This window comes from Methanoregula sp. (genome assembly GCF_049686655.1).
In the GTDB taxonomy this organism is placed as follows: domain Archaea; phylum Halobacteriota; class Methanomicrobia; order Methanomicrobiales; family Methanospirillaceae; genus Methanoregula.
This window is the reverse complement of the sequence record NZ_JBAVIG010000043.1, coordinates 1-15,803: the sequence shown is the minus strand read 5'-3', so window position 1 is coordinate 15,803 and position 15,803 is coordinate 1. Positions and strand designations below refer to the sequence as shown.

The following is a 15,803-nucleotide window of genomic DNA, read 5'->3' as shown; positions in this document are numbered from 1 at the left end:
TCGCTAGAAGGGGACTATACCAAAAAAAAATTATTTAGCCTTCTCGTAACAGATTTTTGCTTCCTCGTGTTTGCCGATCTTTTCGAGGATGTCACCGATATCGTTCCATATCTCTTTACGGGCGGGTTCAATCTCCAGGGCACGTTTGAACGCCGTAAGCGCGTCCTGGTACATCCCCATCTCCTGCAGTGCCCGTCCCTTGTGGATCCAGGCATCGACAAATTCAGGCTGGATGGTGATCATCGCATTGAACGCTTCAACCGCTTCCTCGTTGCGGCCGAGGGCAATGAGAGCACTGCCCTTGGTAAAATATGCTATCGAGAATGTCGGATCGATCTGCAATGCCCTGTCATAGGATTCCAGGGAGGCTTCGTATTTTTGCTGCGATGAGAGGACCATGCCGTAGCGGGTCCATGCGACTGCATTTTCCGGATCCAGGTTAAGGCCCCGGTTGTAGGCAGTTTCCGCTTCCGAATATTTACCGAGATCGTAGAAGGCGTTTCCTTTCCCCATCCACGCTTCAGCAAGGTCCTGGTCCAGGTCAAGCGCCTTGTCGAAAGCTTCGATGGCATCCCGGATCATCCCGAGTTCTGTAAGGGAAACTCCTTTGTGTGCGAACACCCTCGGGGTATGATCGATCTCCAGTGCATGGTCGTAGGACTGTATTGCCTCACGGTACTGTTCCAGTGCTGCATACGCAAGTCCCCGCTGGTCATACAGGACAGGCAGGCGGGGCATGATCTCTAGTGCCCGGTCAAATGCCGTGATGGCAGCATCGAAACTTCCCTGCTCTGAAAGGGCCTGCCCTTTCCAGAAAAATGCCTGCCAGCAGCCGGGATTTATATCGATTGCACGATCGAATGCAGTTATGGCTGCCGTAAAATTGCCAAGAGTAAAGAGTGCCCTACCTTTCTCATAAATTGCAGGTGCAGACCCGGGATTCAGGGTAAGGACCTGGTCAAAGGAAGCGATGGCATCCTTCTGCTTTCCGGTATTCTTGAGTGCCCGGCCCCGTTCATAAATCGCTTCTGAATATTCCGGCTGGATCCCGAGTGCCATATTGAATGCCCGGATCGCCTCGTCAAAGAGTTCTTTGCAGGCGAGGGCTACACCCTTGTTGTAATACGCCTCGGCATACTTCGGGTTGCTGTCGAGGGCATTATCGAACGCGCTGATGGCATCGTCATAGAGTGACTGCCGGAGGAGCGCGAGTCCCTTGTAATAATATGCTTCGGCGTAATCGGGCTGGAGCGAGATCGCCTCGTCAAAAGCTGCAATTGCTTCTTCGTGCCGGTCCAGGTGGATCAGGGCGATTCCCCGGAAAACATGGGGAGCCGCGTATGCGGCATGGAGCGCCAGTGCCTGGTCATAATCGCCGAGTGCCTGGTCATACTGGCTGAGGCTGGCACGGGAAATCCCCCGGTAGAGCCACGCTTCCGTAAAGTTCTCTTTCAGTGCAATTGCCTTGTCATACACCACAATTGCCTCGTGGTTCATGGAGAGCATGGCAAGCGCCCGGCCCTTCTGGTAGAACCCTTCAGCACAATCGGGCCGGCCGGCAAGTGCAGCCTCGAAGTTCTTTACCGCTTCATGATATTTCCCAAGGCGCAGGAGCGAGACACCGATGTGGTAGTTTGCCTGGATATCTTTTGGATCAATGCCGAGGGCCTTGTGGAAGAAACTGATGGCGTCCTGATCCCTCCCGAGACAGGCAAGGGCGATCCCTTTCCCCGTCCAGATATACCCGAGATTGGGGCGGATCTTCAGGGCCTGTTCAAACGAGACAATGGCTGCATCGAACGAAGAGATCCTGATCTGGGCATTTCCTTTGTGGTATAGCGCCTCGACAAATTTTGGCTGGATCGAGAGGGCGTTATCATATGCCAGGATCGCCTCCTTGAACATTTTCATGTGGTAGAGTGCCCGTCCCTTGTCATAGTACGCAGAGACATAATCGGGTTTGATCTCCAGGGCCCTGTTGAATGCCTCGATCGCATCCTCATATCCTGCAACTGCAAAAATTGCGCTGCCCTTGAGATACCAGGCATCGGCATTGGTGGGATCAATTTCGAGGGTCCTGACATATGCCTCGACAGCATCGTTGTATTTTCCTGTGGATGCAAGGACCATGCCCTTATGGAGCCATGCATCAATCGATCTCGGCTGGAGCGCTATCACCTGATCAAACGCTTCGGTCGCATCTTTCTGGCGTCCGACTTCTGAAAGTGAGATCCCTTTGTGGTACCATGCCTGCCAGTTACCGGCGTCCAGGTCCAGCGTCTTGTTCAGGGCAACGATCGCTTCGTCATGACGGCCCAGCTTCTCGAGCGCAAGACCTTTATCGAAATAGACATCCCCGTAATTTTTCTCAAGGCTGAGTACCTTGTCAAATGTTTTTACAGCCTCGCGGTACATGCCCAGGGACGCAAGAGCCCGGCCCTTGTCATATACTGCTTCAATGTAGGATGGGTCGATCTCCAGGGCCCGGTCGATGACTTTTACAGCCTCCTCAAATTTCCCGATTTTCACCAGTGCCGCACCCTTGAGATGGAGGGACGGGACATGCAGCGGCTGGATTGCAAGTGCCTGGTTATATGCCTCAATGGCATCGGCCGGCCTGTTCAGATTATCGAGCGAGCATGCACGTGCAAACAGGGCATCGAAATAATCTGGCCTGATACGGATCGCCTGGTTAAATGCAGTAACTGCATCGGCATAGCGGTTGATCTTCGCAAGGGCAGTTCCCTGCTCGTACCAGGCAATGTCGTTTTCCGGCGTCAGCGTGAGGAGGTGGTTGTAGGATTCAACGGCTTCCTCGTACTTCCCGAGTGCCAGATAGGAAGCAGCCTCAAAATACATGGCCTCGTGATTTCCGGGATCGTACTTCAGCGTCTGCTCAATGGCCTCAATCGCTTCTGCGTACTGGTTCAGCCTGAATAAAGCCAGGCCTTTATCGTACCATGCAGCGGCATGCCCGGGGGACAGCCCAATGACCTGCTCAAACGAACGGACTGCTTCGCCGAATTTCCCTGTTTCGTAGAGGGCACGCCCTTTGCCGAGATGTGCTTCCAGATCGCCCGGGAGCTCTTCTAAGACTTTGTCAAATGCCGAGATGGCCAGATCGTGTCGGCCCAGCAGCGACAGGGCAATTCCCTTCCGGAACCAGACCTCCGGGTTACCGGGGGTGAGGGCCAGGGCTGTATCGAACGCAGCAACTGCTTCCTCATAACGTTCCAGTTCTGTCAGCGAGATGCCCCGCATGACGGAAGGCTCCGGTTGTTTCGGGAGGTGTGCTGCAGCATCCCCGAGTACCAGCTCTGCTTCAGTGTGGCGGCCCAGCCGGGCAAGAGCCTTTCCCTTGTCCAGCAGGATCTCACCATAACCGGGTTCGATGCCGAGGGCAATATCGAATACCCGTATCGCATCTTCCAGCCGTCCAAGACGGGACAGGACTTTTCCTTCAGCGTACATGATACCGGTATTCTCCGGGTCCAGGTGCCGGGCCTTCTCGTATGCCTCACATGCCTCCTCGTCCTTACCGATATGTTCAGATGCCGCGGCACGGTGATACCAGGCATCTGCATGATCCGGGACCCTGGAGAGGAGATCATCAAAAGCCAGGACCGCCTCATCAAACCGCTCCAGCTGTTCGAGAGCAGTTCCCTTGTTGAAGTATCCGTCCGTAAACCCGGGGTCGAGAGCAATGGAACGGGAAAATGCAGCGAGCGCCTCATCAGGTTTTCCGAGCGCTGCATAGGCAAGCCCCATGGCGTAGTGGCAATCCCGTTTCTGGTCATCTGCTTCCAGGGCACGGGAAAATTCAGTGATTGCCCCGGTATAATCGGCACGTTCGGAGAGGACCAGTCCTTTTTCAAAGAGCGCATCAAAGGATTGCGGGTTGATCCGGATTGCCTGGTCCAGAGAAGTGATCGCCTCATCCGGATTACCGAGATGAACGTAGGATATTCCCTGGCGGTACCAGGCATCGAACAGGGATGCATCCAGGTCGAGAGCGGAGCCAAATGCTGAAGCTGCATCCTCAAACTGCCGGAGGTTAAAGAGCGCGAGTCCCTTGTGATACAGTGCCGGTACGTCAGAAGGATTGATGGAAAGCACCATTTCAAAGGACGCAAGCGCATCCTTATGCTTCTGGAGGCGTTCCAGGGCGAGACCTTTTTCGTGCAGGGCATTGGTAAAGTGTGGATCGATTGCCGTCGCACTTTCAAACGATGAAATGGCATCACGGTCACGGCCAAGACGTGCAAGGACAATTCCCCGGTCATACCAGGCATTGGTATATTTCCGGTTGATTGCGATTGCACGGTCATACGAAGTAACCGCTTCTTCGTCACGACCCTCTTCCATCAGGGCAATGGCCCGGTCGTACCAGCCGTTTGCTGCCTGTGGTTTGAGTTCGAGTGCCCGGGCCAGGATATCTACGGCAGACTTAAACTGCCCAAGGGAGAGGAGGGCACTCCCTTTCTTGAGCCATGCCCCGGCACAGTTTTCATCAATTGCAAGCACCTGATCGAAACAGGGAACGGCATCTGCGTATCGTGACAGTTCAAGGAGGGATTTTCCTTTCCGGTACCAGGCAATGCCGCTTTCGGGTGCAAGAGCAATCGCGCGATCAAACGCTTCCAGGGATTCTTCGAACCTGCCCAATTCGTACAGTGCGCTTCCTTTCAGGATCCAGACATCTGCTGAATTATTTTCGAGGCTGAGTGAAGCATCGACAGCCGGGAGTGCCTCCTCAAACCGGAAGAGGCGGGAAAGCGATCTCCCTTTCTGGTACAATACCATCGCACTGTCGGGAGTCAGTTCCAGCATCTTGTCAAACGCTCTCAGTGCGTTCTCATATTTCCCAAGGCCTGCATAGCAAAGACCTGTCTCGTATACTGCGTCGAGGATTGAATTATCATGCGTGAGCGCCTGCTTATAGGACCTGATCGCCTTCTCATATTTTCCCAGGGCCTGGAGTGCAAGACCTTTGTGATAATGGGCAAGGGCATGTCCGGGGACAGATTCGATCACGTACTCAAAGGACCTGATGCCGCCGTCATAATCTTCAAGCCTCAGCTGGGCACAGCCCCGGTAATAAGCTGCATCATACCAGGTCGAATCAATGTCCAGCGCAGTACTGTAGGACCTGATTGCTTCCACGTCGTTTCCGAGTGCTGACAGGGCCTGTGCCCTGCTGAAGGATGCCTGTGCGGATCCCGGGTTGAGGGAGAGGGTCTTGTCAAAAGCCTCAATCGCACCAGTATAGTCTTTCAGGTTCAGCAATGTCTGTCCCTTATCAAGCCATGCAGCTGCATCCTCGGGAGAGAGGGCAAGGGTACCGTTGAAGGATGCGAGGGCATCTTCAAACCGGCCAAGATGCATGAGGGATTTTCCCCGGGCATACAGCAGTCCGCTGGTCCCCGGCCCTATGGTGAGTGCACAGTCAAATGCAGCAACCGCCTCTTCAGGCCGGTTCAGGGCAGCAAGCGCAACTCCTTTCCGGCACGCTGCGTCCTGGAGATCGGGCTTCAGGTCGAGGGCACGATCGAATGCCGGGATCGCTTCTTCATACTGTTCGAGAGTACTCAGTTCACGCGCCTTGTTGTACCAGGCCGGGGTGCAGGCACCATCGAGGGCCACGGCCTGTTCAAATGCCGCAAGGGCATCCTGGTGGAGGCCCTTCCGGGAGAGTCCCCGTCCTTTGTAATACCAGGCAGGAGCATTCTTCGGATCAATGCTTATCAGTTTCTCAAAACTGGCAATGGCGTCGTCAAACCGGCTGATATGACAGTATGCTTTTCCCCGGAAGAGGAGGGCCCGTGCGGTCTGGGGTTTGCGCCTGAGGGCCTTGCCAAACGCCTCAATTGCCTCTTTATAGCGCGTCAGGTAGTAAAGAGAATATCCTTTGCAGGTGAGCAGCCCGGCATTGGCGGTATCCGATTCAAGGGCATGGTCCAGTGCGATAACTGCGTCTTCATATCTCCCTGTCCTGACAAGAGATGTCCCGCGTCCTTTATGCGCACGTCCATTCTCCGGATCCAGCATGAGAGCTGCATCAAATGCATCTATGGATTCAGGATAACGCCCAAGAAGTGCCAGCGATTCACCTTTTACCAGGAGGGACCGGATATCTTTATTCTCAAGGGCAAGGGCACGGTCTGCAGAGTGTATCGCCTCCTCATAACGGCTGAGGAGATACAGGCATTGTGCCAGTTCCGCGTGGATGGCTGCCGTATCGAGGCCCAGGGCGATGCACATCTCAAACGTTTCGAGGGCGGGTTCGTTTTTCCCAAGCTCGGTTAATGCCAGTCCTTTCCGGAAGAGAATCTCCGGACTGTCCGGTTTTACAGAAAGATAGCCATCGAACGCTTCAACCGCGCTTGCATATTTTTCCAGGATGGTGAGTGCCTTGCCTTTTTCCTGCCATGCCTCGATGTTGGCAGAATTGATCTCAAGAGTACGGGTGAACGATTCGGCGGCTTCGTCATACTGCCCGGTAAGCATCTGGGCAAAGCCCTTGTAAAAGAATGCCCGCTCGCAGTCCGGTGCTATCCTGTTGACGTCGCCATACGAGGAAATTGCCTCCTTGTAGGATCCAAGGTGATCGAGCGAACGGGCAAGGCCGTACCGTGCGACAAGGTCGTCATTATTGACGGAAAGGACCCGTTCGAATGCCACGGTCGCTTCCCGGTACCGCCCGAGCGCTGAAAGAGTCCTGCCGTTCTCACGGAATGCATCGATGAACTCCGGCATGATCCTGTTCGCTTCATCGAATGCGGCTGCAGCATCCGGGAATTTTTTCAGCCGGAAGAGGGCCACGCCTTTGTAATAAAATGCCTCGCCGAACTCCGGCACAATCGCGAGGGCACGGTCAAATGCACCGGCTGCTTCCTCATCCTCCCCGAGACTTATATGGGCCCGGCCCTTGTAGAACCAGGTATGGGGGTTGCTGCCATCCAGTTCGAGCGCATGATCGTACGATGCCACTGATTCCCGGAACTTCTCGACAGCGAACAGGCAGAAGCCGCGTATGAGCCAGGCATTTGCATTCTTCGGGCTGGTATCGAGGGTCCGGGTCAGGATATCGATTGCGTCGGTGAATTCACCCATTTCCGCAAGGGCAAGCCCCTTATGGTACAACGCATCCCTGTTGCCGGGATCGATGATAAGCGCCTGGTTAAATGCAGAGGCTGCTTCATCCTGGCGGCCGAGAGCGGCAAGGGCAAGTCCTTTCTGGTATACTGCATCAGCGTTATTCTGATCGATGGTAAACGATGCATCAAACGCAATAATTGCCTCATCAAAATTCTCCAGACGGGAGAGTGCCATCCCTTTCTGGAAGAGCACGGCAGAGTCATCAGGATTAATTTCAAGGGCGATGTTATACGAGAGGACTGCCTCCTCAGGCATGCCGACTTCCGCAAGGGCATTTCCCTTGTGGAAGAACGCCGGGACATAATTGGGGATCAGGACGAGGACCCGATCGAACGATTCCACGGCTTCCAGGAACTTCCCGAGCTTTGCGAGGGCTGTCCCGCGATCGTAATGGGTCTTTGCGGCCTGCGGATCGCGTTCAATTGCCCGGTCAAATGCTTCGACTGCGTCAGTAAACCGTCCGAGATCTGCAAGGGCCACTCCTTTGCGGTACCATGCATCCGGAAGCCCGGCATTGATCGAGATTGCTGTCTCGCCTGCCGACAGGGACTCCTCATAACGCCCGAGATCATGCAGGGCACGGGACTTCGAGAGCGCAGCATCGGCATCAGCAGGATTGTATTCGAGGGTGCGGTCAAATGCATCGACAGAATCCTGGTACAGGCCGATATCATAGAGCGATCTTCCCCGCTGGTAATGGGCCGGGGCATATGAGGATGCAAGAGCGAGGCATTTGTCAAATGCCATGACCGCATCGCGGGGACGGTTAAGCCGGACCAGCCCGAGACCCCGGTGATAATATGCCATGGCATGATCCGGCTGCAGGCTGATAGCCAGATCGAATTCCACCAGCGCTTCTTCAAAGCGTGAGAGTTCAAAGAGTGACAGGCCGAAATAGAAATGTGCATCGGCAGAATTGACATCCAGTTCCAGCGCACGGGAATATTCTTCACCCGCATCGTCGAACCTCGCCAGGTCGGCGAGGGTACGGGCCTTGTAATAATGCGCCTGGAAATTGTTTGCATTCTCCTGGATAGTCTTGTCAAAATCGTTGAGGGCATCCGGGTACCTGCCCAGAAGGAACAGGGCAATACCTTTCCGCAACCGGGCATCCGTATATTTCGGCTTGAGCTGGAGCGTCTTGTCGAATGCGAAGACCGCATCGGCGTACCGTTTCAGTTCAGCATACGATTTCCCTTTGTGGTAGAAGGCAAGGGAATTTTCCGGGTCATAGATCAATGCCCGGTCGAGTGCCTCCAGCGCCTCCTCGTGTCTTCCCAGTTTCTCGAGTGCAATGCCCCGGTTGAAATGACCGGGGGCATTACTGGTATCCTTTGAGAGATTTTTGTCAAATGCCTCAAGGGCCTGGGAATATTTACCGGTCTTTAAGAGCGCAAGGCCGAGATAATAAAATGCCTCCGTATAGGAGGGTTCTGTCTCAAGAGCCCGGTTAAGTGTCAGGATTGCCTCGGGATACTTGCCGATCTCGATTAAGGATTTTCCTTTGTAATAGTAGGCCTGTGCAAACCCGGGGAGCAGTGCAATCGTCTTCTCAAAGGACGTGATTGCATCCCGGTGATCCCCCAGCCGGGCGAGGGCGAGTCCCTTGTGATACTGTGCATCGCTGTTCTTTGGATCGATCTCGAGAAGGATCTCAAAGACATGGATCGCCCCTTCCATCCGGTTGACCTTCTCAAGCGCCATCCCTTTGTAATAGAATGCCTCGATACTCCGCTGGTTTAAGGAGATTGCATTGTCAAATGCATCGATTGCATCCTGGTACCGGCCGAGATCATAGAGTGCCCTCCCGTTCTTGATCCAGCCTGCCTCCTGGTCAGGATCGACTTTGAGGGATTTTGCATATGCAGAGATTGCATCGTCAGTCTTCCCGATCTTGTTGAGTGCATCCCCTTTCTGCATCCAGATCTCGTGCAGGGAAGGGTTGATATCGAGGGCCCGGGTATACGCGCTGATCGCATCCGGGATCTTGTTGAGATCGGCGAATGCATGGCCTTTCCTGACCCAGCCCTCTGCAAGGCCCGGCTGGATCTCGAGCGCCTTTGTATAGGCATTGATCGATTCCTGTTTCCGGGACAGGCTGAAGAGTGCATTGCCTTTCTGCATCCAGATATCAATAAGGGTCGGGTTGAGGGAGAGGATACGGTCGTCCGCCTCGACCGTTTCGTCGTACCTCCCCAGGATATACAGGGAGTTTGCCCGGCAGATCATGGCTTCGATCAGGGAGGGATTGGCTGCAATGCTCCTGTCAAGGAGCGGTATTGCCTCTTCGTAGCGGGACAATGCAGCAAGTGCGATACCCTCGTACATGAACCCGTCGGTGAGGGTGGGGTCCATGCGGGTCGCATGCTCAAGGGTAGAGATGGCGTCCCCGTACTGTTTTGCCTGGAGATAGGAGAGGCCCATATAATAATAGGATGAGGCATTTTCGGGATCAATTGTCAGTGCGCTGGAAAATGCCTTTACCGCCTCGTCATACCGTTCCCGCTGGATGAGCGAAATTCCCTTGAAATGGTAGGCTTGGGCATTGGTGGGGTCGAGAGAGAGGGAACTTTCAAAGGCACGGATCGCATCATCATAACGCTCGCGTCCCGCATAGGCAATACCAAGGTAGTAAAAGCCGGCTGCATTGTCCGGTTCAATGGCAAGGGAGTCCTCAAACGCCGTGATCGCGTCGTCATACCGCTCTTTCTGGGCAAGTGCAACCCCCTTGTGGTACAGGAGTTTCGGGTCGTCAGGTGAGATCTCCAGCGCCTGGTCGTACGAGACAACCGCTTCGAGGGGTTTCCCGAGGCGCGAGAGGGCATTGCCCTTTTCGTAAAATGCCCGGGCACACCGGCGGTTGATCTCCAGGGTCTTGTCGAACGAACGGACTGCTTCCTCATACCTGCCCAGCGCAACGAGGGCAAGCCCCTTGTAGCACCACGCATACACGTCCCGCGTGTTGTCATCGAGCGCCAGGTTCAGGACACCAATCGCGTCTTCATATCTTTTGAGGGTATAAAGGGCGATCCCTTTCCGCATGGCAGCTTCCGAAAGTTTCGGGTTCAACCCAAGGGATTTATCGAATGCCTGGATTGCCTCGTCGAGCTGGCCAAGGTGCGCAAGCGAGATCCCAAGGTGGAGCCACCCCTCTGTAAGGGAGGGGTTCTGGTCCAGGGCTTCCTCAAAACAACGGACTGCTTCCTGGTAGCGCAGCAGGCTGAACAGGGCCATCGCTTTTTCATACAGGGCATTGGTATTCTGGGGTGAGATTGCAAGTACCGCGTCAAAAGCAGCAACCGCCTCCCCGTACCGGCCGAGCCGGACCAGCGCGGAACCCCGGTGATAGAGTGCAAGGGTGTGGGTGGGGTCGATCCCGATTGCAAGGTCGAATGCGGAGATGGCCTCATCAGGCCTGCCCAGCTGGACAAATGCGAGCCCGCGCTGGTAATGGGCATTGATATACCGGGGGTTGATGGTGACTGCCTCGCTGAAGTCATCGAGTGCCTGTTCGAGCCGGCCGAGCTTGACAAGCGCAACCCCTTTATCGTAGAACGCCTGGGCATATCCCGGTTTTAATGCGATACTGTTGTCAAAGGATTCGATCGCTTCTTCATACCGGCCCAGCCGGAACAGCTGCAGGCCTTTCTGGTGGTATGCCAGTGCATTGGACGGGTCGAATGCGACCGTGCGCTCGAATTCTGCAACCGCATCCTCATTCCTTCCCAGTTTTGCAAGGGCAAAACCCTTGTGGTACAGGGCATCGGAAAAACCGGGGTTTATCCGGAGCGCACGGTCATAGGCTTCCACAGATTCACTGAACCGGCCAAGGCTTGCATACGAGATCCCTTCCTGGAATGCGGCGGAAGAACAATCCGGGTCCAGCTGGAGTGCAGCTTCAAAGGATTCGATCGCTTCCTTGTGCCGTCCCAGCCGGGTCAGGGCAATCCCGCTGTAATACCATGACCCGGCATGATCTTCCCGGAGGGTAAGCCCGTGCGAGAACGAGTCATAGGCGTCCTCGTACCTGCTCAGGTTGATGCAGGCCACACCCCGCCGGAACCAGGCTTCAAAATTGTCCGGTTCGAACGAGAGCGTACGGTCCAGGTCCTGTACCGCTTCCCGGAATTGTTTCAGGTAGTAGTAGGCGAGCCCGCGCTGGAAATACGCGGTCGAATTTGCCGGTGCCGCCTCAATCGCACGGGAGAACGTATTCACCATATCGGCATACAGGTTCAGTTTGCTCTGGGCAAGTCCCAGGTAATACCATGCATCGGCAAGCCCGGCATTCAGCTCTGTTGCCTGGTGCAGGGCGGTCACAGCCTCCTCGTATTTCCCGAGTTTATAGAGGGATATCCCCTTTACCGCCCAGATGTCCCCATGGCCGGTCTCGTGCTCGAGGAAGAGGTCTGCGGATATGACTGCATCTTCGTGCCGTTCCTGCTTTGCCAGGATAAAACTCCGGTAATAGCAGGTCCAGATGTCGGAAGGATCGATCTCGTATGCTTTGTTGAACGCTGCCAGGGCTTCGTCAAATTTCCCGATATCGTACAGCGAGATCCCCTTGTTGTAATAGGCCCGTGCATATGCGGGCACGATCTCGATCGCCTTGTTGTACGAATAGATCGCTTCCTGGTGCCTGCCGAGATCGGCGAGGGCAATCCCCTTGTTGTAATAGACTTTGGCATGCCGGGGGTCGACCATCAGGGCATGGTCGTAAGCCGAGATTGCATCGGAAAACCGCCCGAGTTCATAGAGCGCGATACCCTTGAGGATCCATGCCTCGGCATTATCGTACTGGATGGACAGGAGACGATCGCAGGCAACCAGGGCCTCTTCGTTCCTGCCTACCTGTGCAAGCGTGGCCGCTTTATTGTACCAGGTATTGGGGTCCGTAGGATCGATCGTGATTGCCTGGTCATAAGCAGCGATCGCATCCTCGAACCTGCCAAGATCGTACAGCGCTATGCCCTTGAAATAATGGGCTTTGGCTAAGTTGGGGTAGAGGGCCAGGCCACGGTCGAACATGACGATTGCTTCCTGGAACCGCCCGAGTTCATAGAGTTCAATGCCCTGTCGCAACAACGCTTCCGCATCACTCTTGTTCATGGATAAAATTCCCTCGTAATGATTGTCCCGGGTCTGCCATGGTCCCCATATCTTTTCGCGCGTGCCGATCTCTTGCCGGTGTTATTACTCAGGTATAAGGTTTCATAAAGGCGCTTTATACCCTTTCCGGTACATATGCATGTACTATCCGGATTAATGAATACTATTTTTATACTCCATCCGTATAAGGGGGATGGTCGGGAAAGACAAGTGCAGGGCCGGGAACCGGCCGGATCATTCCCGCTCAAGTGTACGGATCACCCGGGAGAGCCGCCCGATACCGGCCCGAATTTTTTCCGGCGTTGCATTGGAGAAATTGATCCGCAGGTTAGTATTCCCGCCCCCGTCTACGTAGAATGGCGTGCCCGGGAGGACTGCCACCTGGTCACGGATTGCCCGCTCAAAGACCTCCATGGACGAGATCTTTTCCGGCAGGGTCATCCAGACAAACATCCCCCCTTTCGGGTGAGTGCAGGTTACCGAGTCCGGCATCATTTCTTCTATAAGGGAGATCATCAGTCCGCACTGTTGTTTATAGGCTTCACGGATCCCCTCTATCCGTTTGTCAATATCCTCGTGGAGCAGGTACTCGTACGCAATTCTCTGGGAGAGGTAATTGGAATGGAGATCAGAGGCCTGTTTTGCAACAACGAGCTGATCCATGACCTGTTGTGGTGCAACCACCCAGCCAAGCCGCATGCCCGGTGCCAGGATCTTGGAGAACGATCCGGTGATGATCGTCTGGTCCGGAAGAAATGTCCGCAGCGAAGGAAGTGCGATACCGTCAAACGAGAGCTCCCCGTAGGCATCGTCTTCGATAACAAGCGTGTCCCGGCCGGCAAGAAGTTTCCCGATCTCACGGCGCCGGTCTTCCGAATAGGTGATCCCCGATGGGTTCTGTGAGTTAGGGACACCGTAGAAAAACCGGATGGCGTGGCGTTCAATCTCATGGGCGAACTGTGCCATATCCGGCCCGTCCTCGTGGAGCAGGATCGGATGGAAGACCGGTTCATAGAGGGAGAAAGCCTGGATTGCACCGAGATATCCCGGCCGCTCGATCGCCACATGGTCCCCGGGGTTTACCAGCACCTTGCCGAGCAGGTCGAGGCATTGCTGGGAGCCGTTGGTGATCAGGATCTCGTCCGGAGATATTACGAGCCCGAGACGTTTTTTGTACCGGTCCGCAATGTAACGCCGGAGCGGCAGGTATCCTTCCGTAGTAGAGTACTGGAGTGCGGAACGTCCATCCTGTGCCAGCACGGAAGCAGCTGCCCTGGCAATGCCATCGACATCGATAAGCCCCGGGTTCGGGAGTCCCCCGGCAAAGGAGATGATCTGTGGGTTTTCGGTTACCTTGAGGATCTCACGGATGAATGATTTTGGCGTCTTTGCCATCCGCGATGCAAACCTGTACTGCCGGCCGGAACAGGGGACGGTACCGGTTGCCGGAGATGCCTTCTGATTCATGGTTCACCAGATGTGATCTAAAAATATTCATACAGGATATCCATAAAATCATCCCCCGGGAACGGGGAATTGCCGGGATCCTGATGAAAACATCCCGGTTCCGCGCAGGAGAACAGCAGGATTTACTAAAAAAACTGCTCTGGTGAAAACCTCATAATCGCTGACGCTCTTTTGGGCATTTGCCCCCGCCGCTATGGCATCCCCCGGTTGCGATGACTATTGTATTACCTGCCATTTGACTCGGGGCATCGTCTCTTTGAAAAAAAAATGATTTCTCCAGAGCACAAAAATATAATCCAATACTCTTTGTTCCGGCACAAGGATTTCTCCAGAGCAAAAAAACAGAGGAACAGATGTCCCGTAAGAATCCTGCGCATATTTCCCAATACATTTCCGTGATTTGCGTGCTCCTGCGTTTCACTTTCACACCCCGTTTACCACGGATTATTACCCGAGCCCGGAAACTCCTCTGCATGATGACATCCGCAATACCTCCGGATTCTAATGAAGAACCGGATAGCCACACACTTCACCATATCCGCCGGAAATTCCAGATTGTTTTTGGCAACCGGTGCACACCCGGCGATGATTTCCTGAGAAAACACTACCGGGTATCGCCAGATGGCGATCTTATCATGATTATTAGCTAGGTGCGCTGTGACACCGGACCAAAAAGGCCGGACAATCCTCCTGGCATGACGGGAAGCAGGAAGTATTACCCATTACAAAAAGAGCCTGCAGCAGAGGAAAGCGGTTGACCGTCCTCCCATTAAAAAGGAAAAGCCGGAACCCGGTTGTCACGTGACATGAGACCGGGAATAAACAGGCTCTGCCGGTAGTAACTCCGGAACAGCACAATATCCGTTAACAGGATACTCACGCAAAACTACGATTATCCGGTCACTTGCGGGAGTAACCGGATAAACTCCCGGTTCATCCGATCGACAAAAACAGGATGAAAATCCCGTGCGAAACCAATATCGTCCTGTTGAAACAATATATGCTGATGACAACAGGAGACGATACTGGATATCGCAACCGGAAGCACGGGCGGTACTTCCTGATCCCTGCCGGGGTGCTTATCGGCTTGGGGGTCGGCCTCCTTGCCGGTTATCCCGGGCCGGGTGTGCTGATCGGTCTTGGACTTGGGTTCCTCGGGTCCGCGTTCATGAAACTGTCAGGGTATGAAACAGGCGATACCGCATTACCGGTACAGGCCCGCAGGCCGCGCTGGACGTTTGCACTCATCGGCATCTTTTTAATCGTCATCGGTATCGGTATCAGCTGGGCGCCGGTGAACCGCTGGCCGCTCCTCATCGCCATCTTCCTCATCCTGTTCGGGATATGGTTCATTGTCCGCAATTTTCTGGAGCGATCCTGATGCGCCTGCGGCAGGTGATCGATCTTTTCTTATGAAATTCCTGCCAACCATCAGATTATGAGGTTAAACCTGCCACGGTGAATGAGAACCGTGCGCAAAGTCATGCCGGTTCTGTACAGATCGCGTCCCTGCCCCTCCGGTTTCCGTCAAGGATACCGGGATCGGGAAACCCGTGAATGGATCGTTTTTTCGCGGGGAGGGTACGACCGGACAGACCCATGGGCATTGTCACAGGGCGTAAACGGGAATCAACAAAAGAGGTCCAGAAATCTGAACTTTTTAATGCAAGCCTGTGGCGAGATTTGAACTCGCGACTTCCTCCTTACCAAGGATAAACTATAAACGACTTCCTCCTAATACGATTTGGTTGATCCCATGACCAACGTTTTGGCTAATGCCGGCTACGAGATATTAAACACAGAACAGGCAAATGCAACTGTTACCGTTACGCAATTACCAGATCCGGGAATAGGCGATTCGAGTCAAGCGTTTATGACGATAACTAAATCAGCAGGAATCCAATTAACAAGAATTGACATAATTTTTGTTAAAGATGATGTATTTGAGGATGTGGTCGGCGGGGGCACATCGGCAGATTATGAAACTCTCAAAGAATTAGCAACCGTTGCAGCGTCTAAAATCAGATAAATTATTCTATCCCAGTCCTTTTTAAGAGGTATGTTATCTC

The 15,803-nt window shown here is 54.2% G+C and carries 4 protein-coding genes; 2 read left to right on the top strand and 2 right to left on the bottom strand.

Features of this window, described 5'->3' with window-relative positions; genetic code table 11:
* Positions 1-30: 30 nt before the first annotated feature.
* Positions 31-12,267, bottom strand: coding sequence for a tetratricopeptide repeat protein (locus WBL42_RS04840; protein WP_424720136.1), 12,237 nt, complete (start codon positions 12,265-12,267; stop codon positions 31-33).
* 234 nt (positions 12,268-12,501) lie between these two features.
* Complete coding sequence (locus tag WBL42_RS04835) at positions 12,502-13,734, bottom strand: PLP-dependent aminotransferase family protein (RefSeq protein WP_424720135.1); 1,233 nt, start codon at positions 13,732-13,734, stop codon at positions 12,502-12,504.
* A 1,006-nt stretch (positions 13,735-14,740) separates the two neighbouring features.
* Here WBL42_RS04835 and WBL42_RS04830 point away from each other — a divergent pair.
* Positions 14,741-15,115 carry a hypothetical protein gene (locus WBL42_RS04830; protein WP_424720134.1) on the top strand — a complete coding sequence of 125 codons (375 nt, stop codon included), beginning with the start codon at positions 14,741-14,743 and terminating at the stop codon, positions 15,113-15,115.
* A 363-nt stretch (positions 15,116-15,478) separates the two neighbouring features.
* Positions 15,479-15,763 (top strand): hypothetical protein, encoded by a 285-nt coding sequence (locus WBL42_RS04825; protein ID WP_424720133.1) that lies wholly within the window; start codon positions 15,479-15,481, stop codon positions 15,761-15,763.
* Positions 15,764-15,803: the final 40 nt, after the last annotated feature.

Bases quoted from the DNA above. Each gene is read 5' to 3' on its own strand.
- WBL42_RS04840 (WP_424720136.1), bottom strand. From the start codon at position 12,267: ATGAACAAGAGTGATGCGGAAGCGTTGTTGCGACAGGGCATTGAACTC.
- WBL42_RS04830 (WP_424720134.1), top strand. From the start codon at position 14,741: ATGACAACAGGAGACGATACTGGATATCGCAACCGGAAGCACGGGCGG.
- WBL42_RS04835 (WP_424720135.1), bottom strand. From the start codon at position 13,734: ATGAATCAGAAGGCATCTCCGGCAACCGGTACCGTCCCCTGTTCCGGC.